This window comes from Mesorhizobium sp. B2-7-1 (assembly GCF_006440735.1).
Classification (GTDB): Bacteria; Pseudomonadota; Alphaproteobacteria; order Rhizobiales; family Rhizobiaceae; genus Mesorhizobium.
The window spans coordinates 13,301-39,999 of the sequence record NZ_VFUA01000060.1 but is presented as its reverse complement, the minus strand read 5'-3'; the positions used below and the strand labels follow the sequence as shown (position 1 = coordinate 39,999).

Here is a 26,699-nt window from a genome sequence, read left to right as displayed (position 1 = left end):
CGGCCTTGGCTGCTTCCTCGTACGCTGCGTCTGGGGTCTTGCCATCCTGTATCGCGGGAAACCGGTCCCCGCCTGGCCGATCTAGGCTGCCCTCCGGTATGCAACTCGCCTGCGGATAAGCATGAGCGCGACGGCAAACGCCGGAAGCGCCGCCGCTGCGACGACAAGGAAGACGAATTGCAGCCCCGCCGACGCGGCCACCAGACCGAGCGCCGGACTGCCGAAGCCGAGCGCCACATCGAGGAAGACAGTGTAGAGCCCCATGGCAAGGCCGCGGCTGTCTGACGGAAGATGGCTCACGGCCTCGGCGCCGAGACCGGGATAGACGAGCGAATATCCGAGGCCCGTCAGGCCTGCTCCCACCGTTGCAACAACCGGTCCGGGCGCCAACCAGATCAACAGCAGGCCCACCGCTTCGACGGCCACGAAGATTGCGGCGACGCGGGCGCCTCCAAGCCTGTCAGGCAACTGGCCGAAACAGAGCCGCGCCGCGATCAGCGACACCGCGTAGGCCGTGAAGGGGAGCCAGACGGGATGCCAGCCGCGCTCGGAAAAGAGCAGCGCCGCGAAGGACAGGATCGCGCCATAGCCGAGGCTGCTGAGAGCCGCTCCTACGCCGGGAAGCCAGACGGCTTGCGCGACGCTCATCCAGGATTGCCGAGCCGTGGCGCCGGCCGGCCTGATGCCGCGCATCGGCAGTGTGGCGAGGAGGGTTGCAAGCGGCAGAACGATCGTGGCGAGGGCGATCGCGGCGAAGCCTCCGGCTGCATAGAGCGCGGATCCGACGGGCGCGCCGAGCGCCAGCGCGGCGAACATCGCGGTGCCTACCCAGGCGATGACCTTGCCGGAGTGCCGTCCACCCGCAAGAGCCAGCCCCCAGGCCACGCCGCCCGTGATGATGAAGCTTTCCGCCGCCCCTAGCACGGCCCGGCCGACGAACAGCATGGACGCGGACGCCGTTGGCCGGTCGAGCAATGCGAGCGATCCTAGATAGATGAACCCGGCCAAGGCGGCGGCGATCAGGCCGACGACGGCGGCCCGCTTGCCGCCGCGCGTATCGGCATAGTTTCCAGCGCCGATCCGCGACAAAAGCGAGGCGACGAACTGGCTGCCCGTCACCAATCCGACGGCGAAGGGTCCGAAGCCTAGCCCCTGGTGAAGGTGCAGCGGCAGGACCGGCAGCGCCAGGCCGATCAGCAGGAAGCCGGCGAAGACAGCCGCCATGATCGGCAGCAGCCCCGCCATGGTTCCGCTTCCATTGCCTGTGGTGTCCATCGCGACCATCGCCCGCGCCTAGATAAGGATGACGTTTCGCTGAACCGCCATCCTTGATCTAACTCTTTGTTGGAGCATGATCTTCTCCGAAAACCGGTTCCCACTTTTCGGGATCATGCTCTAGACCTCGAGCATGACCTTGATCGCGCGGCGCTCGTCCATTGCGCGGTAGCCTTCCGCCACCTCGGCCAGCGGCAGCTTGAGGTCGAAGACCTTGCCTGGCTTGATGCGGTCTTGCAGCACGCGCTCCATCAGGTCGGGCAGGAAGCGGCGCACCGGCGCCGGGCCGCCCAGCATGCGCTTCTGGCCGAAGAACAGTTTTTGACCGTCGAAGCTCACGCCATGCGGCACGCCGACATAGCCGATCGTGCCGCCGGGCCGCGAGCAGGCCAGCGCCTGGTCGAAGGATTCTCCCGTGCCGACGCATTCCAACACCGAATCCGCACCGACCCCCTTGGTCAGTTCCTTGATGCGCGCAATGCCTTCCTCGCCGCGCTCGGCCACGATGTCGGTGGCGCCGAACTCGCGGGCGAGCCTCTGGCGGCTCGCATGGCGGCTCATGGCGATGATGCGCTCGGCGCCCATCTCCCTAGCCGCGAGCACGCCCATCAGGCCGACCGCGCCATCGCCGACAACCACGACCGTCGAGCCTTCGCGGACCTCGGCCGCGTCGGCCGCGTACCAGCCGGTGCCGAGCACGTCGGACACGGCCAGCAAGTCAGGGATAAGCTCGGCCGGCGGAACCTCGGAAGTTGCCACCAGCGTCCCGTCGGCCAGCGGCACGCGGGCGTAAGGCGCCTGGGCGCCGCTCATAAACTCGCGCTGCTCGCAGGAGGACTGGAAGCCGAAACGGCAATGCGGGCAGGTGTTGTCGGAGAGGCAGAAGGAGCCGACGACGAACTGGCCGGGGCGGACATTGCGCACCTCGCTGCCCACCTCGACGACGATGCCGCAATACTCGTGACCCATATGCATCGGCCTGTCGACCGACTGCAGTCCGCGATAAGGCCACAGGTCAGAGCCGCAGATGCAGCTTGCCGAGAGCTTGATGATGGCGTCCGTCGGACGCAGAATTTTCGGGTCGGCGACTGCCTCGCAGCGGATGTCGCCGGGCTTGTGAAGGATGGTTGCAAGCATTTTTGCTTTCCTTTCGTCAATCGGGTCAGGCGCCGTAATCGGCGTCGCTGACATGTTCCAGCCAGTCGACGACCTTGCCGTCCTTGACCTCCTGGAGGGCGATGTGCGTCATGGCGGTCTCGGGCGACGCGCCGTGCCAGTGCTTTTCGCCGGGCGCGAACCAGACGATGTCGCCGGGCCGGATCTCCTCGACGGGGCCGCCCGCGCGCTGCACGCGGCCACGGCCGGAGACGACCATCAGCGTCTGTCCGAGCGGGTGCGTGTGCCAGGCGGTGCGGGCGCCGGGCTCGAAAGTCACCTGCGCGCCCTGCACCCGCGCGGCGTCGAAGGGATTGAAGAGCGGATCGATGCGGACCGTGCCGGTGAACCAGTCGGAGGGGCCCTTGCCCGAAGGCCTGGTGCCCGCGCGAAGAATGTCCATGGTGATCTCCTTTACGTCGTCAAATGCGTTCGATGTGAAGTGGGAAGGCGCCACGACTGTGCAAGGCCTCCCGGCCCTCGTCGAAGCGGCCGAGCCTGATCAGCCCGGGATGGCGATAGCCGGCGTAGAACATTGCCAGGTTGCCCCAGGGCATGAAGTAGCAAAGGTCGTAGGGCTGCTCGTTGCCAAACGGACCGCTGCCCTCCTCGGTCAGCTTGCGCGGCAGGTAGGCAATCTTCTCGTTATGCGCGTAGTCCTGGATCTTGAGGTCGAGCGGCAGCATCGAGAAGAAATCCTGCGCCGAAGGATTGTCGTGGAGCGTGGCGGTCATGGTCCGGCCATCGAACGTCATCCTGATCCTCATGTCGGTCGGCTCCTGGTTAGCCGGGCCCCTGCCCTGTTGGCTGTTGGCCGGCCGCGGCGAGACCATGGTTGCCAGCGCCGCGCAGAGCAGCGTTCGCCGGCTGAACGATTGCCGCTTCATCAATGACTGCTCCCGCGTGCTGTCGCTGCGGCGGCAAGCAGCGCCGACCCCAGAAGCAGCACGGCGCCGAGCGCGAACGGGCTCCACCAGCCGGCGGCGTCGAACAGCAGCCCACCCGCAAACGCGCCGAAGGTGATGGCGAACTGGATCAGCGCGACCTGCAGACCGCCGCCCGCCTCGAGATCGTTGGGGATCACCTTGGTCATCCAGGTGTTCCAGGCGACCGGGATCGGCGTCGTGAACAGGCCCCAGCCGATCAGCAAGGCAGCGGTCGCGGTGGCGAACGGACCGAGCGCGATCAGCGACAACGCGATAACCGCCAGAACCGTCGGCAGGCCGATCAGCACCGCGCCGAGATGCGTGCGAAGGATGAAGCCGACCAGCGATGTCCCCACCAGGCCGGCGAGCCCTAGGCCAAGAAGCGCCATCGACAACGTGTTCACGCCGAGGCCGGTGACGCCTTCGAGGAAGGGGCGCAGATAGGTGGAGAGTGCGAACTGGCCCATGAAGGCGAGCGTGGTGGCCGCCATGCCGATGGCGAAGAGGCGATTGCCGAGCAAGCCGAGCATTTTGCCGACCGAAGCCTGCCCACCGGCGGGCATTTTCGGCAGGACGGCGAGTTGCCAGACGATCGCGACGAGGCCGATCGGAACGACGATGAAGAAGGCGCCGCGCCAGCCGATCAGTCCGCCGAGAAAGCTGCCGAGCGGCGCCGCGATGACCGCGGCAAAGGCTGTTCCGCCCTGCAGCATGGCGATCGCCTTGGGCAGGTCGGCGCCAGGCACGATGCGGGCCAGGATGGCAGTGGACAAAGACCAGAAGCCGCCGATCGAAACGCCGATCAAGGCCCGGCCGAACATGAACATGAGATAGTTCGGCGCGAAGGTGATCGCCAGGCCGGAGACCACGAGGATGGCCGTGTAGAGGACAATGACGGTTCGCCGGTCCAGCCGCGACAACAGCCCGTTGCCGAACAGGCTGGTGAGGACAGCGAAGAAGCCCGAGATGGAGATCGCCTGGCCCGCCTGGCCCTCGGAGATGGCAAGTTCATTGGCGATGGGGGTCAGCAGGCTGACCGGCATGAACTCCGAAGCCACCAGCACGAAGGTGAGCAGCGACAGACATGTCACCGCTGTCCAGGCGCTCGATGCTTTCACCGCTTGGGCTTTCACCAGTTGGCTGTCGTAGGTCGTGTCCATGCGCCGCGGCCCGCCGTCGGGCCCTCCAGTCATTGCGTTGGCGGGTATATAAAGCACCGGCACTATCCGGATTAGCCATTGCAATCTGCATGGACTTATCCATTCTTGATATGAATTGACGAGCAGCGGCCACGAATCGCCACGGCTTGAAGCGAGCGGCCGAGCCAGGATGGTGCCTATGCAGCGCGAGGATCTGAAGGATTTGCTGTGGTTCCTGACGGTGGCCAGGGCGCGCAGCTTCACCAGGGCGGCGGCCGAGCTCGGGACGTCGCAATCAACGCTCAGCCATACGATCAAGCAATTGGAGGCGCGGCTCGGCGTACGCCTGCTCACCCGCACGACGCGCAGCGTGGCGCCCACGGAAGCGGGCGAGCGGCTCTACCAGTCGCTCATCCCGCGGTTCGAAGGCATAGAGTCCGACCTTTCGAGCCTTGTCGCGTTCCGCGACAGGCCCGCAGGCACGGTGCGCATCACGCTCTCGGACCATGCGCTGCGGATGATCGTCTGGCCGAAGCTGCAGCCGATGCTGCGCGACTATCCCGACCTGCGCGTCGAGCTCTACAGCGACAACGGCATGCGCAACATCGTCGAGGAGCGCTTCGATGCCGGCGTGCGGCTCGGCGAGAGCGTCGACAAGGACATGATCGCGGTGCGCATCGGCCCTGACTGGCGGCTGGTGGCCGTCGCCTCGCCGGACTATTTTTCTCGCCGCCCCATCCCGAGGGCACCGCAGGACCTGGTCGCGCATGACTGCATCTGCCTGCGGCAGGCGTCGTTTGGCGGGCTCTATGCCTGGGAATTCGAGAAGAAGGGCCGCGAGCTCAGGGTCCGGGTGGACGGCCAGCTGACCTTCAACACGACCATCCCCATGGTCGACGCCGCGCTCGCCGGCTACGGCATCGCCTACGTCCCGGAAGACCTCGTCAGCCAGCACCTGGCCGAGGGCCGGCTCAAGCTGGTGCTCGACGACTGGAGCCTGCCCTTCCCGGGCTACCACCTCTACTACCCAAGCCGGCGACAGCTCTCGCCTGCCATGGCGGTGATCGTCGAGGCGCTTCGGCATCGCGTTTGACATGACGGCAGAATGTCCTGGTTGTTTCCGCCGGCTGGACCAGCAGGATGTCCGGCGCTTGCCCCGCCCTCCAGATCGCCGTCGTCAGCGGCAATTGGCTGTTCGTCGCCGACCGGATATAAGCATTTCCTATTGCAATCCCCGGAAGAAAAAGGTTCATTAAAATTTCCGGGGGAGAATAAAATCGTGAATAGGGGTGTGGTGCGGCTTCTTCCGAAGCCCAGGGTTTCTATATTCATTTGCGGTTGTGGACATACGGGTTCGACCTTGCTCGCCCGGATATTGGCCGCCCATCCTGATATTTTCGCCATTCGGCGCGAGACAAGTGCTTTCGTCTCCCGAAACGGCGCGCGATGGACCAAGCTAAGCCTGATTTTATTGCAAGCGGCAATTTCACGCCGCAGCATCTGGGTCGAAAAGACGCCGAACCATATCCACTACACAAGGCAGATAATCGAGACGATCCCGGGCGCGCGCTTTATCGTCGTCACACGCGACGGCAGGGATATCGTGGCTTCGCTCGGACAGCGTTACGACGGCGATTTCGACAAGGCTTTCCAAAGATGGATCGCCGACAGCAAGGCCTCGATGCTGCGCGTCGAAAAGGGCGAAAGCATCCTGTGGCGTTATGAGGACTTCATCGAATCGCCGGCGCTCTCCATCGAACGGCTATGCCGCTTCATCGGCGTGGCCTTCGACCCAGGCATTCTGAACTATCACCAGCAGCCCGTCGTGTGGGGGCGGGAAAAAGCGGTGCGCACGGCGCATTCCGCTCGCCGGCACACGCAGGTGAACCAGCCGATCACCGACTACAGGGGGAACTGGCGATCCAGCCTGCCGACGGAAGTGGCCTGCCGCTTCGAGGCAGGCGAAGCGCGGGAGATCATGGACTATTTCGGATACGCGCAGACCGAGCGTGTCCGGCGCGGCATTTGACATAACAAGCCGGCTTTTCCGGCTGGCCCTGCCGCATCCAATCGCCACAGCATCCCGCAGGCGGAAAGCCGCCTACGGCGCGATCGCGTTGCTCACGGAACTCGCGATGTTGACGAATTGGGCATTCAATGCACCACCCAGCGAGGTCGCGCCCACCAGGATCGCCACGGCGACGAGCACTCCAATGAGCGCATACTCTATCGCTGTCGCGCCAGATTCATCGGCACAAAACCACTCGATCATACGCTGCATTTCTAACGCCCCAGCCAACAACAGGCCCGGGAGTTTACCGCGACAGGCCTGCACTTCGATTAATCGAGCCCGTCAAATTGAAAGGAATTGCAGCCGGTTCCGACCGGTATGGTGCTGGCTGTGTCAGCGCTGCTGTAGCGATCGCGCATAGAATTCCGGCGCCCGTCCCCACTATCTCTTTGTTTTTTAAGCAATTCCGGACGGAAAACCGCTCACACTTTTCCTGGAATTACTCTAGAATCTCACATCCAGCCTTGCATTGAACCCGTTCTGGCTGGCGCCCGAGGCGAGCTGGCCGCGGTAGTCGAGGCCGAGCGTGGCGTTGGGCGAGAGCGCAAGGTCGAGGCCGGCCTCGACCAGTGCGGCGTCCCTGGCGATCGGAGCGGTGATGATGAAGGGATCGGAGCCGTCGATGGTGAAGACGGCTTCGGCCTTGGCATCGTAGGCGTGACGCCAGCCCAGCGTGCCGCGCGCGGTCGCCGTCATCGAGCCGAGGCTGAAATCGGTCGAAGCGCGCAGGCCGAGCGTGGTGAAGGTGGCGTCGGTGGTCGAGGACGGGCTGGTGAGCGCCGCCGCGCCGCCCTTCTCGGCGAAGCCATCGCTGTGCAGGTTGATGTAGGCGAGATTGGCGAAGGGCTCGAGGCCGACCGATCCAGCTTTCAAATCGTAGGCCAGCTCGCCGAAGGCTTGCGCCGTGCCGGCGTTGTAGTCGGCCGACAGATGGTCGCTGAAGCCGGGGAAGTCGACACTGCGCGCGGTCGATATGTCGTGCCAGGTATAGGCCGCCCCCGCCCGCAGGCCCAGCGCGCCCCACTGGCCGCCGCCATAGAGGCCGAGATGCCAATTCTGGCTGTTGCCGGACGACATGTCGGCGTCGAAGCTGGTGTGGCTGTAGCCAGCGACGACGCCGGCGCGCCAGCCGCGGCCAAGCGCTGCGTCGATGCCGGTGAGGAAGCCACCTGTGGACGAGGAGACGCCGCCGTCCAGATGCCCCCAGTCGCCGAAGGCGTTGCCCCAGGCCGCGGGCGCCAAAGTGTCGGCCGGAGCGAGCGCGGCATCGATCGCGGCCGTGGCGCGATTGTCGGTGCCTTCCTCGCCATAGGCGATGACAGGTGCAGAAGCGGCGGCGACAGCGCCGAAGGCGGAGCGCAGGCGTGCATCGATGATGTCGCCGATGAGCTGGCTGGTCTCGATCAGCACGCTCCTGCCCGAAGCGTGGATGCCGCCCGACAATTGCTCGAAGGCGGTGCGCGCCGCGTCAGCGCTGGGCACGCCGGCAACCGCGTCGAACAGCACGTTGCCGTCGCCCAGGCCTTGCACGGCATCGGCCACGGCGCATTGGTTGGCGCTGCCCGCCACGGCGCAGAAGTCGACATTGTTGCGCACGGCCCTGATATAGACCGAGGTCGGATCGTAGGTGAGCTTGAGATCGACGAAGGGCGTGTTCTGGTCGAGCGTGTCATAGGCGCCGCTGACCCCCTTGGCCGCCGTCAGGATCTTGTAGTTGGTTCCGGGCGTATAGCTGCCGGTGGCCTTCGAGGCGTAGACGGTGCCGCCTTCGATGGTGGCGGTGCCGGTCACCGAGATCAGGTCCGAGGTGCCGTCGGGCGCGATCTCGGCGAAATAGGTCGAGCCGGCCTGCTGCACATAATTGCCGTCGATGGTCAGCGTGCCGATCGAGCCGCCCGGCGAGACCGTGCCGCCGGAAGCCACGGTGACGGTGCTGCCGGTGCCCGAACCGATTTTGCCGTAGCCCATCAGCGTCGCCGTGTCGCCGACGGTGAGCGAACCACCGAGCTTTGCCGTGCTGCCCGCGGTCGAGCCGACGACCAGCGTGCCGCCGGCTACCGTCGTCAGACCGGTGAAGGCTGAACCATCGCCGTCATAGGTGAGCTTGGCCGAGCCGCTCTTGGTGAACCCGCCGGCGCCGGAGAGCGTGCCTGCGAACGAACCGTCGAGGCTCTGGCCGACGGTCAGCGTGCCGGCGCCGAGCTTCAGCGCGCCGCCGCTGCCGGAGAGATTGTTGACGCTGGTATCGCCGGCGAGGCCGGTCAGATCGAAGGCACCGCCATCGATGGTCAGGCTCGAGCTCGCGGCGATCGATCCGGTTCCCGTCAGCGCAAGAGTGCCGGCGGCGATCGTGGTCGCGCCAGCGTAACTGTTCGCGCCGCCAAGCCTGAGCGTGCCGGCGCCCTCTTTGGTCAGGCTGCCGGCGCCGCCGACGACCTGGTTCAGCAAGAACTGGTTGCCTGCGTCGGCGATGTCGATCACACCGTCGCCTGTCAGCGTCACGGCGCGGGTCGTGCCGGTGTCGGCCGTTCCCGTTACCCTGAGCGTGCCGCCATTGAAGGTCAGCCCGCCCGCGGCATCGCCGAGATTGGCGTCCGAGGAGACCGACAGCACGCCGGCCGCCAGCGTGGTGCCGCCGGAATAGATGTTGGCGCCGTTGAGCACCAGCGCGCCGGCGCCGGTCTTTTTCAATCCATCCGTGCCGGCTAGCACATTGTCGATGGTCGCCGTCCATGCCGCCGAGCCAGCGCTGCCGTCGCCGACCCTTATCTCCACCGGCGCCGGATGATCGGCATCAGCCACCAGGCTCAGCGGGTCGCCCGTCAGGCGATAGCCGTCGGCGGCGAACTGCATGCCGGTCGCGGCGACGGCTCCGTCCAAATTATCTACGTTGACCATGCCGGCGGCCCCGCCGAAAATAGCGAAGCCAGGTTGCGGGGCCATCGGGGCAGTGACCGAGCCGTTCGCATTCGTCCAGACCGGCGAGGTGCGCGACCAGGTGCCACTGCCGCCGCCAAGCTGGGTGCTGTTCGCCAGGCCATCGGCGTTCCAGAAGTTGAGCGTCAACCCGGCGGTGTTGATCAGGTTGATCTTCTTGTCGACGGTCAGAATCTGAATCGAAGCGCCGGCGGGTGGAGCAAAACCGCCGCCGGTGATGGTCAGCGTGCCGCCCCATGTGAAGAGGTTATACAGGCCCGGCCCCATGTCGCCGGTGTCTGTGACCTTGAGCGTCGAGCTGCCTATCGACAGGTTGCCGGTGACGTCGACGCTGTCGCTTTGGCCGGGCGTGCTGAAGTTGGCCCCCGGTGCGCCGAACTCGAAATCGAGTGTCGCGCCGTCCGCTATGGTCAGGTCGCCATTGACCGTCAAGGTGCCGATCGAAGCGCCCGGCGCCAACGTGCCGCCCGAATTGATAACCGTCGATCCGACGGTGCCGTGGCCGCCGAGCGTGCCACCATTTCCGACCGAAACATTGCCGGCGATGGCGGCGCTGGAATGGCCGTCGCCGCCGACGATCAGCGTGCCGGCCGAAACCGTCGTCAGCCCGCTGTAGGTGTTCACGCCGTTCAGCGTCAGCGTGCCGGAGTCGGACTTAGTCAGCGCCACTGTGCCGGCGCCGTTCTGGATAATGCCGCCGAAAGTGCCTGAACCGGAGACCAAGAGCGAGCTGGCGCCCGCCGCCGAATTGGTGACAAGGCTGCCAGTCAGGCCGTCCAGCGTCGCCACGATCTGGCTGTGACCGCCAAGATCGAAGGTGCCGGCATTGGTGGTGTCGAGGGCGCCGGGGCCGATAAACCCACCAGAGCCAAGCTTGATCGTGCCCGCCTGGATCGTCGTGCCGCCGCCGTAAGTGTTGGCGCCGCCCAAGGTCAGGATCCCGCCGCCGGTTTTGATCAGTTTGCCGGCACCGCCGATTGTTCCATTCATCGCCGTGTCGGTGCCCAGGCCGCCCACGGTAAGCGTCTTGCTTCCGAGCGTAACGCTGGTGCCCGCCGCGCCGGCGAGCGAGCCCATGGTCTGATCGGCCGCGGACATGTCGAGACCGGCGCCCGGGCCGCTGAGCTTCAAGGCAATGGATTGCGAAAGGCTGCCGACGCCGCCCATGGCCACCGTACCGGCCGCGATGTCGAACGTGCCGGCAAAGGAGCTGGCTCCGCCGAGCGTCAGAGTTCCCGCGCCGTTCTTGGTCAGATTGCCGATGCCGGACAGGGACCCGTTGAGGGCCAGCGCGTTGTTGCCCGCCAGGGTCAGCGTGCTGCCGGCGTTGAGAACAATGTTGTTGGCGACGTTGAAAGAGGCCCCTGTGGAGTTGAGCGAAGCGTTGCCACCGACGGTCAGCGTGCCAGATCCCAACGCGCCGGCATTGCCCAGTATGATGCCGCCGGCGTTCAGATTGACGCCGCCGGCAAAGAGGTTCGCGCCGCTCAGCTTCACCACGCCGGTGTCGTTGATGGTCAATCCGCCACCGCCGGTGATCATCCCGCTCAGTTCGAAGGGATTGGTTCCCGCCAGCGTCAGACGCGTGCCGCTGCTTAACGAGATGGCGTTGGCAAGGTTCAGATTGGCCACCGAGGCGGCGATAGCGCCGCCATTCACGGTCAAGGTACTGTTACCGAATGCACCGGCATTATCGAAATTGACGAGGCCGTCATTGATCGTTGCGTCATGGCTGGTTACGGCGCCCTGAAGGTTCCACGTGCCGCTGTTGATCTCCAGATGTTCGAAATGCAGATAGGTCGAAGCGCTGATTGTGGTCACCGCGCCTCCGGTGCCAGACCCCGGACCGGTCGTCGAATTCTGCAGCACGAGCGCGGTGGCAGTGCCTATTCCGGCATCACCCGTTCCCGCCGCCGCGACCTCCCCGACGCCGGCGACCGAGGTCTCGGCGGCGTTGCCATTGCTGGTCACGCTCGACCCGGACACCGCTGTGAACGTGTTGAAGGCCGCGGTGTCGCCGAGATAGACGCTGCCATTGACGGTGCCGGCATTGACGAAGCTGTTTCCGCCGATCCCGGAGGCACCGAAGACGACGCGGCCGGTAATCGTGCCGCTGTTGGTGAATTGGATGTTGCCGCCGCCATAAACTATGACAGCCACCGAATCGTCCGCGGTGCCCGCATCGAGCACCGACATGCCGATGGTGCCGCTGTTGGTTATCGAGGTCGTGCCGCCCCGGGCATTCTGCACGACAAGCGCTTGGCCGCCGAAACTTGTGGATGCGCTGTTCGCGAGACCGTTGATGACGCCGCCGGATTTGTTGTCGACAATGATGGCGTTGCCGCCGAGGGTATTGTTGCCGAGGACCGCGCCGCCCTCGGCGGAACTGCTTGGACCACCCGCCAGCGGATCGATGGTACCTTGGTTCGTAAGCGTTATGCCATTGCCTGAGAGCGTAAGCGCGTCGGTTGGAAGGGCCGGGTCGACGCCCAGAGCGGCGCCGCTCTGCACATTGAACGTCACGCCGTCGATGTTGCTCACAAAGTCGTTGGTGACGGGGCCTGGGGCGCAGGTGATCGTCGTGCTGACCATCGAGCACGTGGCGTAAGCGGCCTGGCTGGTGGAACTGAGCAGCAGGGCCAAGACAATCTTTTGGCCGGCGCTGCCGCGCCCCGCCAGCAAACAACCGACATTCATCTTGCCATTTCCACCCGCAGTATCCGACCGACCTTGCATCGGACAGATTCAACGATTGCATTCTTTAGCGGGACCCAATTGCCGGGCAAGTACTTTTGTTCGACATGCGGCTGGTCCGGATATTCCGCGCCGGCATGATGAAATCGGGCAACATATTACGTTAGTCTAAAATAACAGCGATGGAGTTGTCGTGGCACTTTGGAGTCATAGTGTCGGTTTTCAGTCCCGCCCACACGATGATCGCGATCAGCGACACCAACAGCATGAACAGCGCATTCCTGTCGAACCTCCGGACGCGACTATCCAGATTGCGGTGACCGCAGCCAGGACCGACAGGCTAAGGCCAAACAGGAAACCGAGACGCCTAGACTATGCTTTCAGGCGCTAAAGCTTGGTTTCCTGCAAGGATAAGATGTGCGGACGGGAATCGAAAATCCACCGGTTACTGCGTGAGCAACCGGGATACTTTAAGGCGCGGCGCGAAGAAGCAGCGCAAATAGGGCTGGTTGGTGATGACGTATTTGTTCTCGCAGATATGGTATCGGCCGTCCGGTGACTCCTGCACGCGTTCGCGCGGGATGTTGAATCCATCGGGCAAATAGACGTAGCCGCCATTGGCCGTGGACTGCACCGAAGACTCCGGTATGGGGCGGCAATCGGTGCCGCCGCAGCATTTGAGGTTCGTTACCGGGTCGACCTTGTTTTCGTACCAGTCGTGGGCGTTGGCGCCTGTCGCGGCGGCAAGGCACATGGCGGCGACGATGACCCTTCGCATGGCATTCCTCGGCGAGGCGGAGGCATTGCTCATTCGGGTGTCATGTATATTAGCGTTTCGCGGGAAACGCCATGTTAGGCGAAGATCTGGCGGCGACTCTCGGACAGCCACAAGTGAGGCCGGATCCTCAGACAGAGGTTCGGCCTTGCCCCCTCACACCAACCGCTGCCCACCGTCGATGTGGATGGTCTCGCCGGTCATGAACGCGTTCTGCATCAGATAGAGATAGGCCGGCGCGATGTCGGCGGGCCTGGCGATCCTGCCGGCCGGGATGCGGGCGCCCATCTCATTGAAATAGCCCGTCTTGGCCGCGCCGACGATCTCGTCCCACATCTCGGTGTCGACCCAACCGGGCGAGACGATGTTGACGCGGGTCGGCGCAAGCTCCAGCGCGAGCGCGCGGGCGAAATAGCTGAAGGAACCGGCGACCGCCGAGACCACCGAGCCGCCCGGGACCGGCGGGCGGTCCTTGTTGATGCCGGAGGTGAAGATCATCGAGCCACCTTTGTTCAGCGTGCGCACGGCGTGCTTGGCGAGCATCACCGCGCCGATCAGCTTGCCGTCGACGAAGCCGCGCACGAAATCCATGTCGGTCTCGCCGATCGGATCGTTGGGTGGCGGCGTGCCGGCCGTCGCCACCAGATGATCGAAGGCGCCGACCGCATCGAACAGGCGAGCGACGTCCGCCTCGTTGGCCATGTCGGCGGCGATGCCCGTCACGCGTCCCGCCTCGGCGAGCCGTATTTCGGCGGCCTTCAGCCTGTCGCTGGAGCGGCCGGCAATCACCACTTCCGCGCCCCTTTCAAGTGCGGCGGCCGCGACGCCGAAGCCGATGCCGGAACTGCCGCCGACGACAATGATCTTCTTTCCCGTGATACTGCTCATGGGTCTTCTCCGTCTTTCCGTGATGGGTTTCGAAATCAGGCGCGGCCGGCATGGGCCGCTTCGATGTCGGCGAGGATGATCTTCTTCATCGAATACATCGCCTGGCGCGCCCGGCCGGCCTTCGCGCGGTCAGGGTCGTTCATCAGCCGCAAGGCTTTACTGGGAATGACCTGCCAGTAGACGCCGAACTTGTCCTTCAGCCAGCCGCAGGGCTGTTCCGAGCCGCCGCCGGCGGTGAGCGCGCTCCAGAAATAGTCGGTCTCGGCCTGGTCTTCGGTCTCGATGTAGAGCGAGATGCGCTCGTTGAAGGGCGGCACCCCGCCAGCGTTCAAAGCGGTGAAGCGCTGGCCTTCGAGCTCAAAGTCGAAGATCGCGTGCGGCTTGTCGGTGAACTCGATCGAGCCGAGCGCCCGGCTGTTCTTGAAGACCGAGAGATAGAAGTCGCGCGCGGCTTCGGCGTCCAGGTTGAACCACAGGAAGGGATGAACGGTAGCCATGGCGTCCTCGCAGGTTTGAGTGAGCGTTGATCACAAATTCTGTGAGGATTTTTGGCTGGAAAAAGCTCGACGGACAAACCAAAGTTTGGCAAGAATTTGTTACCATAACTCACAGATCGCTCTCGCCATGACCCGCAGACTGCCGCCGCTCAATGCCCTCCCGGCCTTCGAGGCCGCCGCTCGCCACCTGAACTTTTCCAGGGCCGCGGACGAGCTCAATCTCACGCATGGCGCCGTCAGCCGGGCGATAAAGCATCTGGAGGAGCAGCTCGGCGTGCAGCTCTTCGAACGCGCAACGCGCTCGGTGCGGCTCACCCCTGTCGGCGAGCCCTATGCGGTTGCCGTGCGCGAGGCCCTCGACCAGCTCGCGCTGGCGACGCAAACCGCGACCTCGCGCCATTCCGGCTCGACGCTCAACGTCAGCACTTCTGACGGCTTTGCCGGAAAGTGGCTGGTGCCGAGGCTCTACCGTTTTCACCGCGCGCATGGCGATATCGACGTGCGCGTCTCGACCACGGGCAGGCTGACCAATTTCCGTGGCGACGGCATCGACGTCGCCATCCGCTATGGCGCCGGCCACTATCACGGACTGACCTCCGAGTTCCTTACCGGCGAGGAAGTGTTTCCCGTCTGCAGCCCGAAGCTTCTGGAGGGGCCGCATCCACTGAAGACGCCGCAAGACCTCAAGCACCACACGCTGATCCGCGACGGCTACCGCATCGACTGGGCCGCGTGGCTGGCCAGCGCCGGCGTCGAGGGCGTCGACCCGAACAGCGGCCTCACCTTCGATTCCGCCACATTCGCGGTGGAATCGGCCGTGCAGGGCGAAGGCGTGGTGCTCGGCCGCACCATGTTGGTCTCGGCAGACCTCGCAACGGGGCGGCTGGTGCGGCCTTTCGACCACGCGCTGAAGGCGGTCTCCAGCTTCTATCTGGTCTACCCGCCGGAAGCGATCCGCCAGCGCAAGGTGAAGGCGTTTCGGGATTGGCTGTTTGGCGAGATTGGGCCGCTTTAACAGAGGGCTCTCGGCTGGGCAGATAATCGAGCCGGCCGAAGCAAAGCTCATCGAAAATCCCCTGCTTGCGAAGACGTCCCGATTGCGCGATGCTCCGCAAAATGGCTGGCGAATATCTAGACCACAAACTGGAATGCCCGTTTTGCGGCACCATCCGTCTGCAGATCCCGACCGGTGCTCAACCCGCAACAGCGATCCATTGCGCCGAGTGCGGCGAATATCTCGGTACGTGGGACGAGCTTCAAACCGATTTCGAGCAGCAAGGCGGTACGAACGGCGTGTTCCGGCTGGATAAGGGGCGAATACAGAAGCTCAATTCCAGTCGCTGAGAAGGCCGACGACGACGGCTTGCGTGTCGCCTGATCGACCAAACGGCGCGCAGAACATTGGGCTTGCCAGCAGGACATGGCCACATCCACCAAGTCCTTGACGGCTCAAACTCATAAACCCATATCGCAGCCAGGGCGCGGACCGCCGCGGTCTCCGCCCCTTCAAACTCAAATTGTTCGTTCGACTTGGAGGATCTTATGAACGATCGGATGTTCGACAGCCCTGTTTTCGTCAAGAGCGGGAACAGCCTCATCCAGGAAATCGCTTGCCTCGAAGACGCCCTGGAATTTCTCTATGAATGGCCCAAGAACAGGCGTGGGCCGATCTATGAAACGGCGCTGCGCGCCTGCCGGCGGGCATTCGACAGCGGGTTTCCGCTGACCGCCGCCAGAGAGGCATTTTGCGGTTTCGCGAAATCCGCCAAAATCCAGGAAGAGGTGAGCACCGCCCTGCCCTGGATGATCGGCAAAGGCGGCAAAGGCGGCGGGCTCAGCGCCTAGCGTCGTCGCGGATCGAGGAAGTTCGCTATGCTCGCAAAACCGTTCGAAAAGCCAATCCGCGTCTGGGTAGGACTGGGATTTCCGCGTCAGTTGAACACCGTCGTGGACGCCTATCAATTCGTCATCGACTGGTGCGGCAACAGCCCCGAGCAGAAGGCTGCGATCCGTGCCTGCAAGGCCGCCCTGGCTGGAGATGTCGATGCGGAAACAGCAAGGGGTGTTTTCGTCGCCTTTGCCCGCAGGAAGGACATCCTCATCGAGGACGCAGCAGTGCCTCCCGCAACGGGAACGGCCCAGCCCCGGCATGCTTGACTGGAGAGGCGGCGACCAACGCCGCCTCTCACCTTTCGTTGCAATTGCAGCCAAGACCGCCGCGACAACCTTCAAGCATTTCCCTCGACAGGAACCAGATCGGAGCTGCCGCGTCATAGGAACAGATCTTTGTCGCGGTCCCGGAGCGATCTCGATGGTCAGGTTCCTTGTTGTTGTCGCAGTGGCGCTCGCGTTCGCGTGCGGCGTCGCGCGGGCAGCCAAGCTGGATCTGGATACGGTCAACCAGGCTCAATTCGCCGAAGGCCAACCCAGCGGCGTCAGCCCGATGCTGCTCAAGGCGCAGGTGCTTCTGGATCGCGCCCGCTTCTCGCCCGGCCTGATCGACGGCCGTGTTTCACAGAACTTCACCAAGGCTGTCGCGGCCTTCCAGGCGGCGAACGGACTGCCTTCCGCCGGCAAGCTTACACGGGAGACCTGGGACAAGCTCGCAGCAACGTCCGCCGGCCCGGTGCTGACGACATACGAGGTCACGGCCAAGGATGTGCGCGGTCCCTTCACCAGACGTATCCCCACCCGCATGGAAAGTATGGCCCGCCTGAAACATCTCGGCTATCGCAACGCGCGGGAGAAGCTGGCGGAGCGGTTTCATGTCAGCGAACAATTGCTGAGGATGCTCAACCTCCGCGCGGGATTCAGCAAGGCGGGCACGACCCTGGTCGTGCCCGATATCGGCCGCGGCGATCCTCCTTCACAGATTGTGAGCGTCGAAGTTGACAAGGCATCCCGCCAGGTGCGCGCCCTCGATGCGTCGGGCAAGGCGACTGCCGTCTACCCGGCCTCTATCGGCAGCGAGGAAAAACCGGCGCCGAGCGGCGCGGCCGAGGTCAAGCGCGTGGTGCACAATCCGACCTATCACTATAATCCGAAATTCGCCTTCAAGGGGGTGAAGACCAAGCGCCCCTTCACCATCGCCAAGGGACCCAACAACCCCGTCGGATCGGTGTGGATCGACCTTTCGATCGAGAGCTACGGCATCCACGGCACGCCCGACCCGGGCAAGATCGGGACCACCTTCTCGCATGGCTGTATCCGGATGACCAACTGGGACGCCGAAGACCTCGCCGCCATGGTCAAGCCGGGAACGAAGGTCGACTTCAAGGACGAGACAGCGCAGGATGGGCAAGCCCAGTGACTGGCGCCGCTCGCAACCCGGCAGGCAGGCCGCTGCATAAATCCAGCTTCTCATGACCCCTAATTTTTGACGCCGTGACACGGGCTTTTCGCGCCTGTAGCTTCGACCGCGGTGTTTCTCAATCCGGCCGAATTGGTGATTTGATGCAGACACATGCGCGGGTGGTGATCGTTGGCGGCGGCTGCGTCGGCGCGGGTATTCTCTATGGCCTGGCCAAGCGCGGCTGGACCGACGTCGCGCTGCTCGAACGCACGCAGCTCACCGCGGGGTCGACCTGGCATGCGGCGGGACTGATCCCTTCCTATGCCCGCAACATCAATGTCGGGCGGATGATCAACAAGACGATCGAGATCTATGAGGGGCTGGAGGCCGATACCGGACAGCCGGTCGGCTGGCACAAATGCGGGCAGCTGCGCATCGCCAATTCGAGGGACCGGCTCGACGAGTATAAGAGCTATATGAGCGTTGCCGAGGTGCAGGGCATGCGGGCGCAGCTGCTCACGCCCGACGAGGCGCGAAAACTCTGGCCGCTGCTCGACAACAAAGAAATGCTCGGCGCGCTCTACCATCCCGACGACGGCCATATCGCGCCGGCCGACGTCACACACGCGATGGCCAAGGGCGCGCGGGATCTGGGCGCAAAAGTCTATCTCAACACCGAGGTGACCGGCTTCAAGCGGACCGCCGGCGGCGAGTGGCTGGTCGAGACCAACAAGGGCGACATCACCTGCGAGCATGTGATTTGCGCCACCGGCAATTACGCGCGCCAGACCGGAGCGCTGCTCGGCCTCGATATCCCGGCGATCCCGATCCTGCATCAATACTGGATCACCGAAGCGGTGCCGGAGGTGGTGGAGCGCAAGCGCGCCGGCCGGCCCGAAATGCCGATCCTGCGTGACGAAGGTTTCGAGGGCTATCTGCGCGAGGAAGGCGACGGGCTGATGTTCGGGCCCTATGAGCGCACGGCGAACCTGAAGCTGTTCGCCGAGGACGGCGTTCCCGCCTGGTTCGGCGCCGACCTTCTCGAAGAGGATTTCGACGCGGTGTCGTGGAACTGGGAACAGGCGCTGCAGCTGGTGCCGGCGCTCGGCCGCGTCGGCATCAAGGCCAATGTGCGCGGCCCTTTCCAGATGACAGCGGACGAGCTGCCTTTGATGGGGCCGGCCTGGGGGCTGCCCAATGTGTGGCTCGCCGAAGGCGTGCCCGGCGGCATCCTGTGGGGCGGCACGATCGGCTATTATCTGTCGGAGCGGATCGTCGAGGGCGGCAACAGCCTCGATGTCTCCGACCTCGACCCGCGCCGTTTCGGCGACTACGCCAACAAGGAATGGACGCGCGAGAGGGTGCGCGAGGCCTGGGGCACCCATGCCGAGCAGAAATATCCGGGGCAGGACATGCCCGCCGCGCGGCCGCAGAAGACGGCCCCGTCCTATGACAGGCTGACGGAGCTCGGTGCGGTCTGGGGCGTGCTCAATGGCTGGGAGATGCCCAACTGGTTCGCGCGCGACGGGGTCGAGGCCAAGGACCAGCATAGCTGGCGCTGGACGCCCAAGGGGAACCTCGTCGGCGAGGAGGTGCTGGCGGTGCGCAACGCCGTCGGCCTGGTCGAGATGACGCCGATGACCAAGTTCGAAGTGTCGGGACAAGGCGCGGCCCAATGGCTGGACAGGATCATCGCCAATCGCCTGCCGGCGGTCGGCAAGGTGACGCTGGCGCATCAACTGACCGCCAGCGGCGGCGTGCAGGCTGAATATATGGTGGCGCGGCTTGGCGAAGACCTGTTCTACCTGATCTCGACGCCGCGCGCCGAGCGCTGGAATTTCGACGACCTGTCGAGGCTGCTGCCCGCCGACGGCAGCGTGTCCTTGAAGAACGTCACCAACGACCGCGGCTGTTTCACGGTCGTCGGCCCCAAGGCGCGCGACGTGCTGCAGCCGCTGACCGAGATCGACCTTTCCAACGAAAGCTTCCCGTGGTTCGGCGTCAAGACCGGCAATGTGGCTCTGGCCAGCGACGTGCGGCTGCTGCGCGTCAACTATGAAGGCGAGCTCGGCTGGGAACTTTACCATCCCCTGCCCTACCAGCGGCAGTTGCTCGATGCGATCCTGAAGGAGGGCGAGAAGCATGGCCTGCGGCTGGTCGGGCTGCATGCGCTGGAGTCGCTTCGGCTCGAAAAATCCTATCGCGCCATGTACCGCGACATGAACCCTGAGCTCAACGCGCTGGAGAGCGGGCTTGAGCGCTTCATCCGGCTCGACAAGGGCGACTTCGTCGGGCGCGACGCGGTCAAGAAATACAAGGAGCGCAACGACCAGCGCCGCTCGGTGACGCTCAGGATCGACACCGACGGCGCCAGCACGCTTGCCAATGAGGGGCTCTACAGCGACGGCGCGCTGGTCGGACGCATCACGTCCGGCGGCTATGGCTACGCGCTCGGGCATGACGTGGCGCTGGCGTTGCTGCCCGAGCGTTTTTCCAGGCCCGGCACCAAGCTGGACGTCGCGATCCTGGGCGACTGGAAGGTCGCTGAAGTGATCGCGGATTCGCCTTACGACCCGACCTCGGCCAGAGCACGGATGTAGCCGTCGAGAACTGACCGCCGAATGCATTCTTGAGGGAAGCCGAGCATGCGCATCGATCGGATCAACGTCTATTCGGCGCAGCTGCCGGTCAAGAACGGCGTCTACCGCATGGCCAGCGCCGATGTGGAGGCGCTGGACTCCACACTTGTCGAGATCGTCACCGATGACGGTTTTGCCGGATGGGGCGAGACCTGCCCGATCGGCCCGGTCTACCAGCCGCATCATGCGCTGGGCGCCCGCGCCGCGATCGCCGAAATCGCGCCCGGCCTGATCGGATCCGAGATCGCCTCGATCAGGCTGCTGTCGAAGCAGATGGACGAACGGCTGAACGGTCACGGCTATGCCAAGGCCGCCTTCGACATGGCCTTCCTCGACCTGCTCGGCCAGAAACTCGGCGTGCCGGTCTCGACGCTATTGGGCGGGGCGCTGACGGATCGCGTGCCGGCCTATTATTCGCTGATCGTCGGCCCGCCAGACGAGACGGCAAGGATCGCCGCCGACAAGGTAAAGGCCGGCTATCCGCGCCTGCAGGTGAAGATCGGCGGGCGCAATCTTGAAGAGGACGTGGCCGTCGTCCACAAGGTCTGGGAAGCGGTCGGCTACAAAGCGCGTATCGCCGTCGACGGCAACCGGGGCATGACGGTCGCCGCAGCGATCCATCTCGACCGGCTCTGCCAGGCGATCCCGTTCGTCTTCGAACAGCCCTGCAACACGATGGACGAGATCGCGACGCTGAAGGGTCGCGTCACGCACCCCGTCTATCTCGACGAGAGCACCGAGGACCAGAACGCGGTGCTCAGGGCAATCTCGCTCGGCATCGCCGACGGCTTCGGCTTCAAGGTCACCCGCCTCGGCGGTCTCACCAAGATGACGACGGTGCGCGACCTCTGCGCCATCCGCTCGCTGCCGCACAGTTGCGACGACGCCTGGGGCGGCGACATCATCGCGGCGGCCTGCGTGCATCTGGCCGCCACGGTCGAGCCGCGCCGCATGGAAGGCGCCTGGATCGCCCAGGAATACATCAAGGGCCATTTCGACCAGAAGCACCCGGTCGTCATCAAGCAAGGCCACATCGCGGTGCCGCAGCGGCCGGGGCTGGGCGTAAAGCCGGAGCCCGGCATGTTCGGCAAGCCGGTGGCGATATACGGGCCGTAAGCCGGTCGATCACTTCGTGAACGACGCGGATCGTTCCGCCCTGTCCTGCGTTCTTGTGACACGCAAGGAGGAACGGCGATGGACGACGATCGTACCGGGAAGATCAGGCAGCGCGCCTACGAGATCTTTCAACGCGAGGGCGGCATCCTCGGCCACCATGAACGGCATTGGCAACAGGCCGAGCTGGAGATCGACCGCGAGGCGGCCCTGCCGCTGACGGCGGGCGATGCCCTGCCCGAAACGCGCGAGATCGACAGCGCGGATGTGCTGACGGTGGAGGCGCTTGCCATGCGCACAGGCATTTCGGGCGACGAGGCGCAGGAGCTGCTCGACCGTCTGGGCAACGATCGCGCGGCGATCGAGCAAGCGGCGCGGAGTCTGAAGGCGAAGCGGCGCAGTTGACAAGCCGGCAATCAACCCATCTGCGCTCCCCGATGAGAACCACGGGCATGCCCCCCGGGCACGCGCGGCGGCTGAACGCACGCGGCATGCACCTCTGCATCCGGGTTGACAGGGCAACTCCTTCGCCCTAGTTTTCGCGTTAGTGGCCACTAACGCGAAATACTGGACAGCGCTCGGGGATCCGACACGGCGCACGATCTTCGAACTACTGGTCGACCGACCCAGTTCGGTGAGCGGGTTGGCCAATGTGTTGCCTGTCACCCGGCCTGCAGTTTCGCAGCATCTGAAGGTGCTCAAGGATGCCGGGCTGGTGGCTGACACGCGCTCGGGCAAGGAACGCATCTACCGGATCGACCCGGACGGCCTCGCGGCCTTCCGGGCGGAGATCGACCAGTTCTGGGTGAAGACGCTCGCGGCCTACGCGCAGCGTGTCGAGCAACCGACGGAGGACGAAACATGATCAGGCAGCCGGTACCCGCACCCGTGAAACATTCGGTCGTCGTCGCAGCGCCCATCGCGCGCGCCTTCAAGGTGTTCACCGAGGATTTCGGCAGCTTCAAACCGCGCGAGCACAATCTGCTCACCGTGCCGATCGCGGAAACGATCTTCGAACGCAAAGTCGGCGGCCATGTCTATGATCGCGGCGTCGACGGCTCGGAATGCCGCTTCGCCCGCGTGCTCGCCTATGAGCCGCCGAACCGGCTGCTCTTGAGCTGGGACATAAGCCCGCGCTGGCAGATCGAAACCGACCTCGCCCGCACAAGCGAGTGGGAAGTCCGTTTCACGGCCGAGGCGGAAAACCGCACCCGTGTCGAAATCGAGCACCGCCATCTCGAACGGCATGGCCAGGGCTGGGAAAGCGTGCGCGGCGGGGTCGACAGCGATCAGGGCTGGCCGCTCTACCTGCAGCGGTACCAGGCGCTTTTTACCCGGGCGGCCTGACATCATCTCCCCGGTTGCCGAAGGACATGGCCGCACGACAGCGATTGGAAGGAGAGCGACAATGGAAGCCTATTGGTTGAGCACCCTCGGCGTGCTTGCGCTCTGTCTCCTGTCGGTGGCGCTGGCGGTCCATTCCGGCTCGTCCAAGGGATTTGCGGGCAAGCTTTCTGGCCCGGTCATCCCGGCGGACGACGATAATCCGCTCTACCGGATCGATCGTGTCCACATGAACTCCGTCGAGGCGCTGGCCCCCTTCGTCGTGCCCGTGCTGCTGGCGATGATGGTGGGCGTCGGGCCGGTGTCGCTCGCCGTTCTGGTGTGGGTCCACCTGGCGATACGCCTCGTCCACATGGCCATCTACCTGCGCGGCGGGAACGCCGCCAAGGGCGGCAGCGTCAGGACTATACTTTATGTCTCGGGCGCGCTGGTCACGCTTGTCCTCATCCTCGTGACGACATGGGCAGCACTTCGCTGAGAGCGCTCGCTTTTCGCTCCGTCGGCGGAACCCTCGGCTCCATCGGAGGTTCATCCCCTGTACAACCACAGGAGATGCGTCATGGATCACACCAGCCACGTAAGACTGACCAATGCCGAGCTCACGCCCGACATCCTCGAAGGCGCGACCATCTACGGCCCCGATGACGAGAAGATCGGCTCGGTCGACCACCTGCACGGCAGCCAGGTCGTCATCGATGTCGGCGGCTTCCTCGGCATCGGCGCCAAGCCGGTGGCTGTCACAGCCAGCCAGCTCGATTTCATGCGCGACGAGGACGGCGACGTGCATGCCGTCACCAGTTGGACGAAGGACCAGTTGAAGGCGATGCCGGAGCATCGCGACTGACCAGGAACAACGGGCATCGCGATCGAAACGACCAACGGGGCTCGGCAACAGCCGGGCCTTCGCATGCGCCGGCGGTCAGTTGCCGGCGCCGCTCGGCCGCCACGCCAGGATGCGCATGGCGTTGGCCGTCACCAGGACGGTCGCGCCCGTGTCGGCGAGAATGGCGGGCCACAGGCGGGTGATGCCCATGATCGTCGTGACCAGGAACACCGCCTTGAGCCCGAGCGCCACCGTGATGTCCTAATGGATGTTGCTCACCGCCCGCCGCGACAGCTCGATCATCGCCGCGAGATCGCCGACGCGCCCATGCAGCACCGCCGCATCGGCCGTCTCCAGCGCGACGTCGGTGCCGCCGCCCATTGCGATGCCGACATCGGCGGCGGCAAGCGCCGGCGCATCGTTGATGCCGTCGCCGACCTTGGGGACTTTCTTGCCGGAGGCCTGCAATTCGCGAACGACGCGCTGCTTGTCCTCAGGCAGCATTTCGGCATGCACGGGCAACCCCAGGCCCTTGGCGATCGCCGCCGCCGTGCGCTTGTTGTCGCCGGTCAGCATCACCGGTTCGACGCCGGCCTCGCGTAGCGCCGCCAGTCCGGATTGCGCATCGGCGCGCGGCTCGTCGCGCATGGCGATGATGCCGGCCGGCTCACCGGCGACAAGCAGCACCGACACCGACTTGCCCTCATCGTTGAAGGAGGCGATGCGCGCGAGCTGTTCGGCAGGCAGCGCCACGCGCTCCGCGGCGGCAGCCGGTGAGCCAAGAAACAACTCCTTGCCGCCGACCTTGCCGGCAACGCCCTTGCCGCCGAGCGCCAAAGCCTCGGACGCCGGCGGCACCGGCACCTTGTCGGCCTTGGCGCGGTCGAGGATGGCAAGGGCGAGCGGATGGCTGGAGCCGGTCTCGAGCGCCGCCGCCATCGAAAGCACATTGGCCTCGCTGGCGCCGATCGCAGTGATGTCGGTGACCTTGGGCTTGCCCTCCGTCAGCGTGCCCGTCTTGTCGAGCGCCATCGCGTCGATCGAGCCCAGCGTCGGTTGCGATGTGCGGCCAGGCGCTGGCCTGGGGGCCAGGAGGGGCACGCGGTGATCGCCGAGATCGCGCAGCACAGGCTCAGCCAGAACGCCTATCACGTGATCGAGAAGCTCTTACGTTCGCATCTGAAGCTGCAACCGCCGGCCACCGTCTCGCTGGCTTCGGTGGCGAGCTGGGCCGACGACTATCGCGCCGACAACCACAAGGAGACGTCGAACTGGCATTTCATCGACATTCCGCTGGCGTCGAAGCCCGGCGATGCGAGCGCCAGCACCACCGGCTACGATCCGGCGCGCGACTGCAAGGACAATGCGAGCTTCGGCGTCTGCCTGATGCGGGCGCTGCCGGCGCAGGAGGAGATCCTGGCCGATCCGGCAAGGAGCGACGAGGAGCGCTGGCAGGCGCTGGCCTTCGTCATCCATCTAGTCGGCGATCTGTCGCAGCCGCTGCATTGCGTCGAGCGCCCTGACGGCAACCAGGGCGACCAGGGCGGCAACACGCTGACGGTGAGTTTCAACGTCTACCGGCCGAAGCCGGACGGCTCGACCTACCGCGACCTCACCACTTTCCACGCGGTGTGGGATTCAAGCCTGATCCTGTTCAAATACTACGACTGGGGCAAGGTCGCGCTCGACCTCGAAACCGACGTCATCCCGCATCTGCCCGCCATGCCTGCCGCCGACCAGACGCCGGAAAAATGGCTGGCGAATGCCACGACAAGGCGGAAGACGCTTATCGCGCGCTGCCGAAGGGCACGCTGATCAAGTCGGACAACCCGCATGCGATGATCCTCGACCAGGCCTATTTCGACCGGTTCTCGCCGGTGGCGGTCGAGCAGCTCGCGCTCGGCGGCCTGCATCTGGCCGCCGTGCTCAACGAAACGCTGGCAGTTGATAAGTAGGCGGAGTGGTTGGGAGATGCCTGCCCCGGCCGACCGTGCCTCGATGAAGCCCTACTGAAGGCAGTCCCGGCGAAAAAAAGCCCGCTCCGGCATGCCGAAGCGGGCGAGAGCTTTAATGCAGCAGCTTACTTGCAGTCTTTCAGCAGCTTCAGCGCCTTGTCGGCATTGGTCTGCGACGCATAGGCCTTTGTCCCGGCGTCGGTCAGTTTCTTGCCGTCCGGCTTCGTCGAAACCACAGAGCATTTCTTGGTGGTGGCGTCCTTTGCCACCCAATATTGCGTGGCCGCGAATGCCGGCATGCTGAAAAACGCTGCAACCGAAGCTGTAATCATAACCTTGCGAATCATGGCGTTCTCCCAAATTGAGGACGGCCCGGCCCGTTCATCCGGAAGTGCTGTTGCCCAACAAGTGGATAAGCGAACCGAGCCGCCTTCCAGCCGTATCGCGAGTTAACTGCCGAGGGCAATTTACAAAAATGTAAAGTTTGGTGGCGGCCTGCGGTTGCCAACGGCGCTCAAGGAGGGGCGCTGACGGCGTGACCGAGGCTATCGACCCACGGCAGCCGCAGACGCTTCGGCCTTCACGGCTTGCCCAAAGCCCATTATCTGTCGAGCCTCAAACGGGGGAACACATGCGTATCGCGGTAATCGACGAGGCCGAGGCACAGGCGCAACTCGGCGCCCTCGCCGAGATATTGATGCAGAGCATCGAGGATGGGGCGCTCGTCGGCTTCGTCCTGCCGTTCGGCACCAAGGAGGCGCGGTCCCATTGGCAAGGCGTCTTCCACTCCGTGGCGGACGGGGAACGCCTCCTCATCTGCGCCTATCTCGAAAACAATCTCGTCGGCACCGTCCAGCTCTATCTGTCGCCGGAGCCGAATGCGCTGCACCGGGCAGAGGTGTACAAGCTTCTCGTTCATCGAGACTTCCAGCGGCAAGGCATCGGCTCTGCGCTCATGACATCAGTCGAAGAGGAGGCAGCGAAAAGAAAACGCTCCTTGCTCCTTCTCGACACTGCCGAGGGCGGAGCGAGCGAACGGCTCTATCGGCGGATGAACTGGCAGGAGGTCGGCGTCGTGCCGCATCATTTCGTCGACCCGTTCGGCAAACCGAGAGCCTCCATCTACTTCATGAAGCATCTGGCGCCCTAAGAAGAGTCGCAATTCCGGACCGAAAA

Annotated in this window: 28 protein-coding genes and 1 pseudogene; 17 read left to right on the top strand and 12 right to left on the bottom strand. The window is 64.6% G+C overall.

Features of this window, described 5'->3' with window-relative positions; all coding sequences use genetic code 11:
- Positions 1-81 precede the first annotated feature (81 nt).
- From FJ471_RS21335 to FJ471_RS21315, 5 genes are all read right to left on the bottom strand, one after another.
- Positions 82-1,275: an arabinose transporter gene (locus FJ471_RS21335; RefSeq protein WP_281408542.1), complete on the bottom strand. Its 1,194-nt coding sequence runs from the start codon at positions 1,273-1,275 to the stop codon at positions 82-84.
- A 120-nt stretch (positions 1,276-1,395) separates the two neighbouring features.
- Positions 1,396-2,412: a zinc-dependent alcohol dehydrogenase family protein gene (locus tag FJ471_RS21330; protein WP_140806721.1), complete on the bottom strand. Its 1,017-nt coding sequence runs from the start codon at positions 2,410-2,412 to the stop codon at positions 1,396-1,398.
- Positions 2,413-2,437: 25 nt separating this feature from the next.
- Positions 2,438-2,833, bottom strand: a complete 396-nt coding sequence (locus FJ471_RS21325; protein WP_140806720.1) for a cupin domain-containing protein — start codon at positions 2,831-2,833, stop codon at positions 2,438-2,440.
- A gap of 19 nt (positions 2,834-2,852) precedes the next feature.
- Positions 2,853-3,263, bottom strand: coding sequence for a cyclophilin-like fold protein (locus tag FJ471_RS21320; protein ID WP_246684787.1), 411 nt, complete (start codon positions 3,261-3,263; stop codon positions 2,853-2,855).
- Between the two features lie 53 nt (positions 3,264-3,316).
- On the bottom strand, positions 3,317-4,516 hold the full coding sequence (locus tag FJ471_RS21315; protein ID WP_140806718.1) for an MFS transporter: 1,200 nt from the start codon (positions 4,514-4,516) through the stop codon (positions 3,317-3,319).
- 178 nt (positions 4,517-4,694) lie between these two features.
- On the opposite strand from FJ471_RS21315, the gene FJ471_RS21310 reads away from it, so the two are divergent.
- Positions 4,695-5,588 carry a LysR family transcriptional regulator gene (locus FJ471_RS21310; protein ID WP_140806717.1) on the top strand — a complete coding sequence of 298 codons (894 nt, stop codon included), beginning with the start codon at positions 4,695-4,697 and terminating at the stop codon, positions 5,586-5,588.
- 12 nt (positions 5,589-5,600) lie between these two features.
- On the top strand, positions 5,601-6,524 hold the full coding sequence (locus FJ471_RS21305) for a sulfotransferase (RefSeq protein ID WP_140806716.1): 924 nt from the start codon (positions 5,601-5,603) through the stop codon (positions 6,522-6,524).
- Between the two features lie 72 nt (positions 6,525-6,596).
- On the opposite strand, the gene FJ471_RS21300 is transcribed toward FJ471_RS21305, so the two are convergent.
- The 5 genes from FJ471_RS21300 to FJ471_RS21280 all read right to left on the bottom strand — a co-directional run bounded on the left by FJ471_RS21300 (position 6,597) and on the right by FJ471_RS21280 (position 14,357).
- Complete coding sequence (locus tag FJ471_RS21300) at positions 6,597-6,776, bottom strand: Flp family type IVb pilin (protein WP_140806715.1); 180 nt, start codon at positions 6,774-6,776, stop codon at positions 6,597-6,599.
- A gap of 234 nt (positions 6,777-7,010) precedes the next feature.
- Positions 7,011-12,146, bottom strand: a complete 5,136-nt coding sequence (locus tag FJ471_RS21295; protein ID WP_140806714.1) for an autotransporter domain-containing protein — start codon at positions 12,144-12,146, stop codon at positions 7,011-7,013.
- Between the two features lie 496 nt (positions 12,147-12,642).
- Entirely contained in the window at positions 12,643-13,008 is a 366-nt protein-coding gene (locus FJ471_RS21290) for a hypothetical protein (RefSeq protein WP_140806713.1), read from the bottom strand.
- Positions 13,009-13,128: 120 nt separating this feature from the next.
- Positions 13,129-13,860, bottom strand: a complete 732-nt coding sequence (locus FJ471_RS21285; RefSeq protein ID WP_140806712.1) for an SDR family oxidoreductase — start codon at positions 13,858-13,860, stop codon at positions 13,129-13,131.
- Positions 13,861-13,895: 35 nt separating this feature from the next.
- Positions 13,896-14,357, bottom strand: a complete 462-nt coding sequence (locus FJ471_RS21280; RefSeq protein ID WP_140806711.1) for a VOC family protein — start codon at positions 14,355-14,357, stop codon at positions 13,896-13,898.
- A 127-nt stretch (positions 14,358-14,484) separates the two neighbouring features.
- Between FJ471_RS21280 and FJ471_RS21275 the strand changes: the two genes are divergently transcribed.
- From FJ471_RS21275 to FJ471_RS21220, 12 genes are all read left to right on the top strand, one after another.
- A complete protein-coding gene (locus tag FJ471_RS21275; RefSeq protein ID WP_140806710.1) occupies positions 14,485-15,372 on the top strand; it encodes a transcriptional regulator GcvA in 888 nt (295 codons plus the stop codon).
- Positions 15,373-15,473: 101 nt separating this feature from the next.
- On the top strand, positions 15,474-15,701 hold the full coding sequence (locus tag FJ471_RS21270) for a hypothetical protein (RefSeq protein WP_140806709.1): 228 nt from the start codon (positions 15,474-15,476) through the stop codon (positions 15,699-15,701).
- Between the two features lie 198 nt (positions 15,702-15,899).
- Complete coding sequence (locus FJ471_RS21265) at positions 15,900-16,202, top strand: DUF982 domain-containing protein (protein ID WP_140806708.1); 303 nt, start codon at positions 15,900-15,902, stop codon at positions 16,200-16,202.
- A 27-nt stretch (positions 16,203-16,229) separates the two neighbouring features.
- Positions 16,230-16,514, top strand: a complete 285-nt coding sequence (locus FJ471_RS21260; RefSeq protein ID WP_140806707.1) for a DUF982 domain-containing protein — start codon at positions 16,230-16,232, stop codon at positions 16,512-16,514.
- 154 nt (positions 16,515-16,668) lie between these two features.
- Positions 16,669-17,667 (top strand): L,D-transpeptidase, encoded by a 999-nt coding sequence (locus FJ471_RS21255; RefSeq protein ID WP_140806706.1) that lies wholly within the window; start codon positions 16,669-16,671, stop codon positions 17,665-17,667.
- 143 nt (positions 17,668-17,810) lie between these two features.
- Positions 17,811-20,249 carry an FAD-dependent oxidoreductase gene (locus tag FJ471_RS21250; RefSeq protein WP_140806705.1) on the top strand — a complete coding sequence of 813 codons (2,439 nt, stop codon included), beginning with the start codon at positions 17,811-17,813 and terminating at the stop codon, positions 20,247-20,249.
- 45 nt (positions 20,250-20,294) lie between these two features.
- Positions 20,295-21,404, top strand: coding sequence for a mandelate racemase/muconate lactonizing enzyme family protein (locus tag FJ471_RS21245; protein ID WP_140806704.1), 1,110 nt, complete (start codon positions 20,295-20,297; stop codon positions 21,402-21,404).
- Between the two features lie 78 nt (positions 21,405-21,482).
- Positions 21,483-21,806: a DUF2934 domain-containing protein gene (locus FJ471_RS21240; protein WP_140806703.1), complete on the top strand. Its 324-nt coding sequence runs from the start codon at positions 21,483-21,485 to the stop codon at positions 21,804-21,806.
- A gap of 142 nt (positions 21,807-21,948) precedes the next feature.
- Entirely contained in the window at positions 21,949-22,266 is a 318-nt protein-coding gene (locus FJ471_RS21235) for a metalloregulator ArsR/SmtB family transcription factor (RefSeq protein WP_140806702.1), read from the top strand.
- The gene (locus tag FJ471_RS21230; RefSeq protein WP_140806701.1) at positions 22,263-22,748 is read left to right on the top strand and encodes an SRPBCC family protein; all 486 of its coding nucleotides are present in this window, start codon (positions 22,263-22,265) and stop codon (positions 22,746-22,748) included. Before FJ471_RS21235 ends, FJ471_RS21230 begins: the two co-directional genes overlap by 4 nt.
- Positions 22,749-22,809: 61 nt before the next feature.
- Positions 22,810-23,223 carry an MAPEG family protein gene (locus tag FJ471_RS21225; RefSeq protein WP_140806700.1) on the top strand — a complete coding sequence of 138 codons (414 nt, stop codon included), beginning with the start codon at positions 22,810-22,812 and terminating at the stop codon, positions 23,221-23,223.
- A gap of 81 nt (positions 23,224-23,304) precedes the next feature.
- Positions 23,305-23,589, top strand: a complete 285-nt coding sequence (locus tag FJ471_RS21220) for a hypothetical protein (protein ID WP_040980340.1) — start codon at positions 23,305-23,307, stop codon at positions 23,587-23,589.
- Between the two features lie 75 nt (positions 23,590-23,664).
- Here the strand turns inward: FJ471_RS21220 and FJ471_RS21215 are convergent.
- Positions 23,665-24,621: pseudogene (locus FJ471_RS21215) on the bottom strand (HAD-IC family P-type ATPase); the annotation flags it as partial.
- A gap of 51 nt (positions 24,622-24,672) precedes the next feature.
- On the opposite strand from FJ471_RS21215, the gene FJ471_RS21210 reads away from it, so the two are divergent.
- Together FJ471_RS21210 and FJ471_RS21205 are read left to right on the top strand one after the other, a co-directional pair.
- Positions 24,673-25,383, top strand: a complete 711-nt coding sequence (locus FJ471_RS21210; RefSeq protein WP_181179624.1) for a S1/P1 nuclease — start codon at positions 24,673-24,675, stop codon at positions 25,381-25,383.
- Positions 25,320-25,523: a hypothetical protein gene (locus tag FJ471_RS21205; RefSeq protein ID WP_140806698.1), complete on the top strand. Its 204-nt coding sequence runs from the start codon at positions 25,320-25,322 to the stop codon at positions 25,521-25,523. The genes FJ471_RS21210 and FJ471_RS21205 overlap by 64 nt, the downstream gene beginning before the upstream one ends.
- Positions 25,524-25,648: 125 nt before the next feature.
- On the opposite strand, the gene FJ471_RS21200 is transcribed toward FJ471_RS21205, so the two are convergent.
- Positions 25,649-25,870 carry a hypothetical protein gene (locus FJ471_RS21200; RefSeq protein ID WP_140806697.1) on the bottom strand — a complete coding sequence of 74 codons (222 nt, stop codon included), beginning with the start codon at positions 25,868-25,870 and terminating at the stop codon, positions 25,649-25,651.
- Positions 25,871-26,058: 188 nt separating this feature from the next.
- Here FJ471_RS21200 and FJ471_RS21195 point away from each other — a divergent pair, with 188 nt between their 5' ends.
- Positions 26,059-26,673, top strand: a complete 615-nt coding sequence (locus FJ471_RS21195; protein ID WP_140806696.1) for a GNAT family N-acetyltransferase — start codon at positions 26,059-26,061, stop codon at positions 26,671-26,673.
- The last annotated feature ends 26 nt before the right edge of the window (positions 26,674-26,699 follow it).

Bases quoted from the DNA above. Each gene is read 5' to 3' on its own strand.
- FJ471_RS21255 (WP_140806706.1), top strand. From the start codon at position 16,669: ATGGTCAGGTTCCTTGTTGTTGTCGCAGTGGCGCTCGCGTTCGCGTGC.
- FJ471_RS21335 (WP_281408542.1), bottom strand. From the start codon at position 1,275: ATGGACACCACAGGCAATGGAAGCGGAACCATGGCGGGGCTGCTGCCG.
- FJ471_RS21260 (WP_140806707.1), top strand. From the start codon at position 16,230: ATGCTCGCAAAACCGTTCGAAAAGCCAATCCGCGTCTGGGTAGGACTG.
- FJ471_RS21325 (WP_140806720.1), bottom strand. From the start codon at position 2,833: ATGGACATTCTTCGCGCGGGCACCAGGCCTTCGGGCAAGGGCCCCTCC.
- FJ471_RS21285 (WP_140806712.1), bottom strand. From the start codon at position 13,860: ATGAGCAGTATCACGGGAAAGAAGATCATTGTCGTCGGCGGCAGTTCC.
- FJ471_RS21230 (WP_140806701.1), top strand. From the start codon at position 22,263: ATGATCAGGCAGCCGGTACCCGCACCCGTGAAACATTCGGTCGTCGTC.
- FJ471_RS21305 (WP_140806716.1), top strand. From the start codon at position 5,601: ATGTCCTGGTTGTTTCCGCCGGCTGGACCAGCAGGATGTCCGGCGCTT.
- FJ471_RS21315 (WP_140806718.1), bottom strand. From the start codon at position 4,516: ATGGACACGACCTACGACAGCCAACTGGTGAAAGCCCAAGCGGTGAAA.
- FJ471_RS21205 (WP_140806698.1), top strand. From the start codon at position 25,320: ATGGCTGGCGAATGCCACGACAAGGCGGAAGACGCTTATCGCGCGCTG.
- FJ471_RS21330 (WP_140806721.1), bottom strand. From the start codon at position 2,412: ATGCTTGCAACCATCCTTCACAAGCCCGGCGACATCCGCTGCGAGGCA.
- FJ471_RS21250 (WP_140806705.1), top strand. From the start codon at position 17,811: ATGCAGACACATGCGCGGGTGGTGATCGTTGGCGGCGGCTGCGTCGGC.
- FJ471_RS21270 (WP_140806709.1), top strand. From the start codon at position 15,474: ATGGCTGGCGAATATCTAGACCACAAACTGGAATGCCCGTTTTGCGGC.
- FJ471_RS21300 (WP_140806715.1), bottom strand. From the start codon at position 6,776: ATGCAGCGTATGATCGAGTGGTTTTGTGCCGATGAATCTGGCGCGACA.
- FJ471_RS21290 (WP_140806713.1), bottom strand. From the start codon at position 13,008: ATGAGCAATGCCTCCGCCTCGCCGAGGAATGCCATGCGAAGGGTCATC.
- FJ471_RS21275 (WP_140806710.1), top strand. From the start codon at position 14,485: ATGACCCGCAGACTGCCGCCGCTCAATGCCCTCCCGGCCTTCGAGGCC.
- FJ471_RS21240 (WP_140806703.1), top strand. From the start codon at position 21,483: ATGGACGACGATCGTACCGGGAAGATCAGGCAGCGCGCCTACGAGATC.
- FJ471_RS21220 (WP_040980340.1), top strand. From the start codon at position 23,305: ATGGATCACACCAGCCACGTAAGACTGACCAATGCCGAGCTCACGCCC.
- FJ471_RS21200 (WP_140806697.1), bottom strand. From the start codon at position 25,870: ATGATTCGCAAGGTTATGATTACAGCTTCGGTTGCAGCGTTTTTCAGC.
- FJ471_RS21310 (WP_140806717.1), top strand. From the start codon at position 4,695: ATGCAGCGCGAGGATCTGAAGGATTTGCTGTGGTTCCTGACGGTGGCC.
- FJ471_RS21265 (WP_140806708.1), top strand. From the start codon at position 15,900: ATGAACGATCGGATGTTCGACAGCCCTGTTTTCGTCAAGAGCGGGAAC.
- FJ471_RS21245 (WP_140806704.1), top strand. From the start codon at position 20,295: ATGCGCATCGATCGGATCAACGTCTATTCGGCGCAGCTGCCGGTCAAG.
- FJ471_RS21280 (WP_140806711.1), bottom strand. From the start codon at position 14,357: ATGGCTACCGTTCATCCCTTCCTGTGGTTCAACCTGGACGCCGAAGCC.
- FJ471_RS21225 (WP_140806700.1), top strand. From the start codon at position 22,810: ATGGAAGCCTATTGGTTGAGCACCCTCGGCGTGCTTGCGCTCTGTCTC.
- FJ471_RS21320 (WP_246684787.1), bottom strand. From the start codon at position 3,263: ATGGTCTCGCCGCGGCCGGCCAACAGCCAACAGGGCAGGGGCCCGGCT.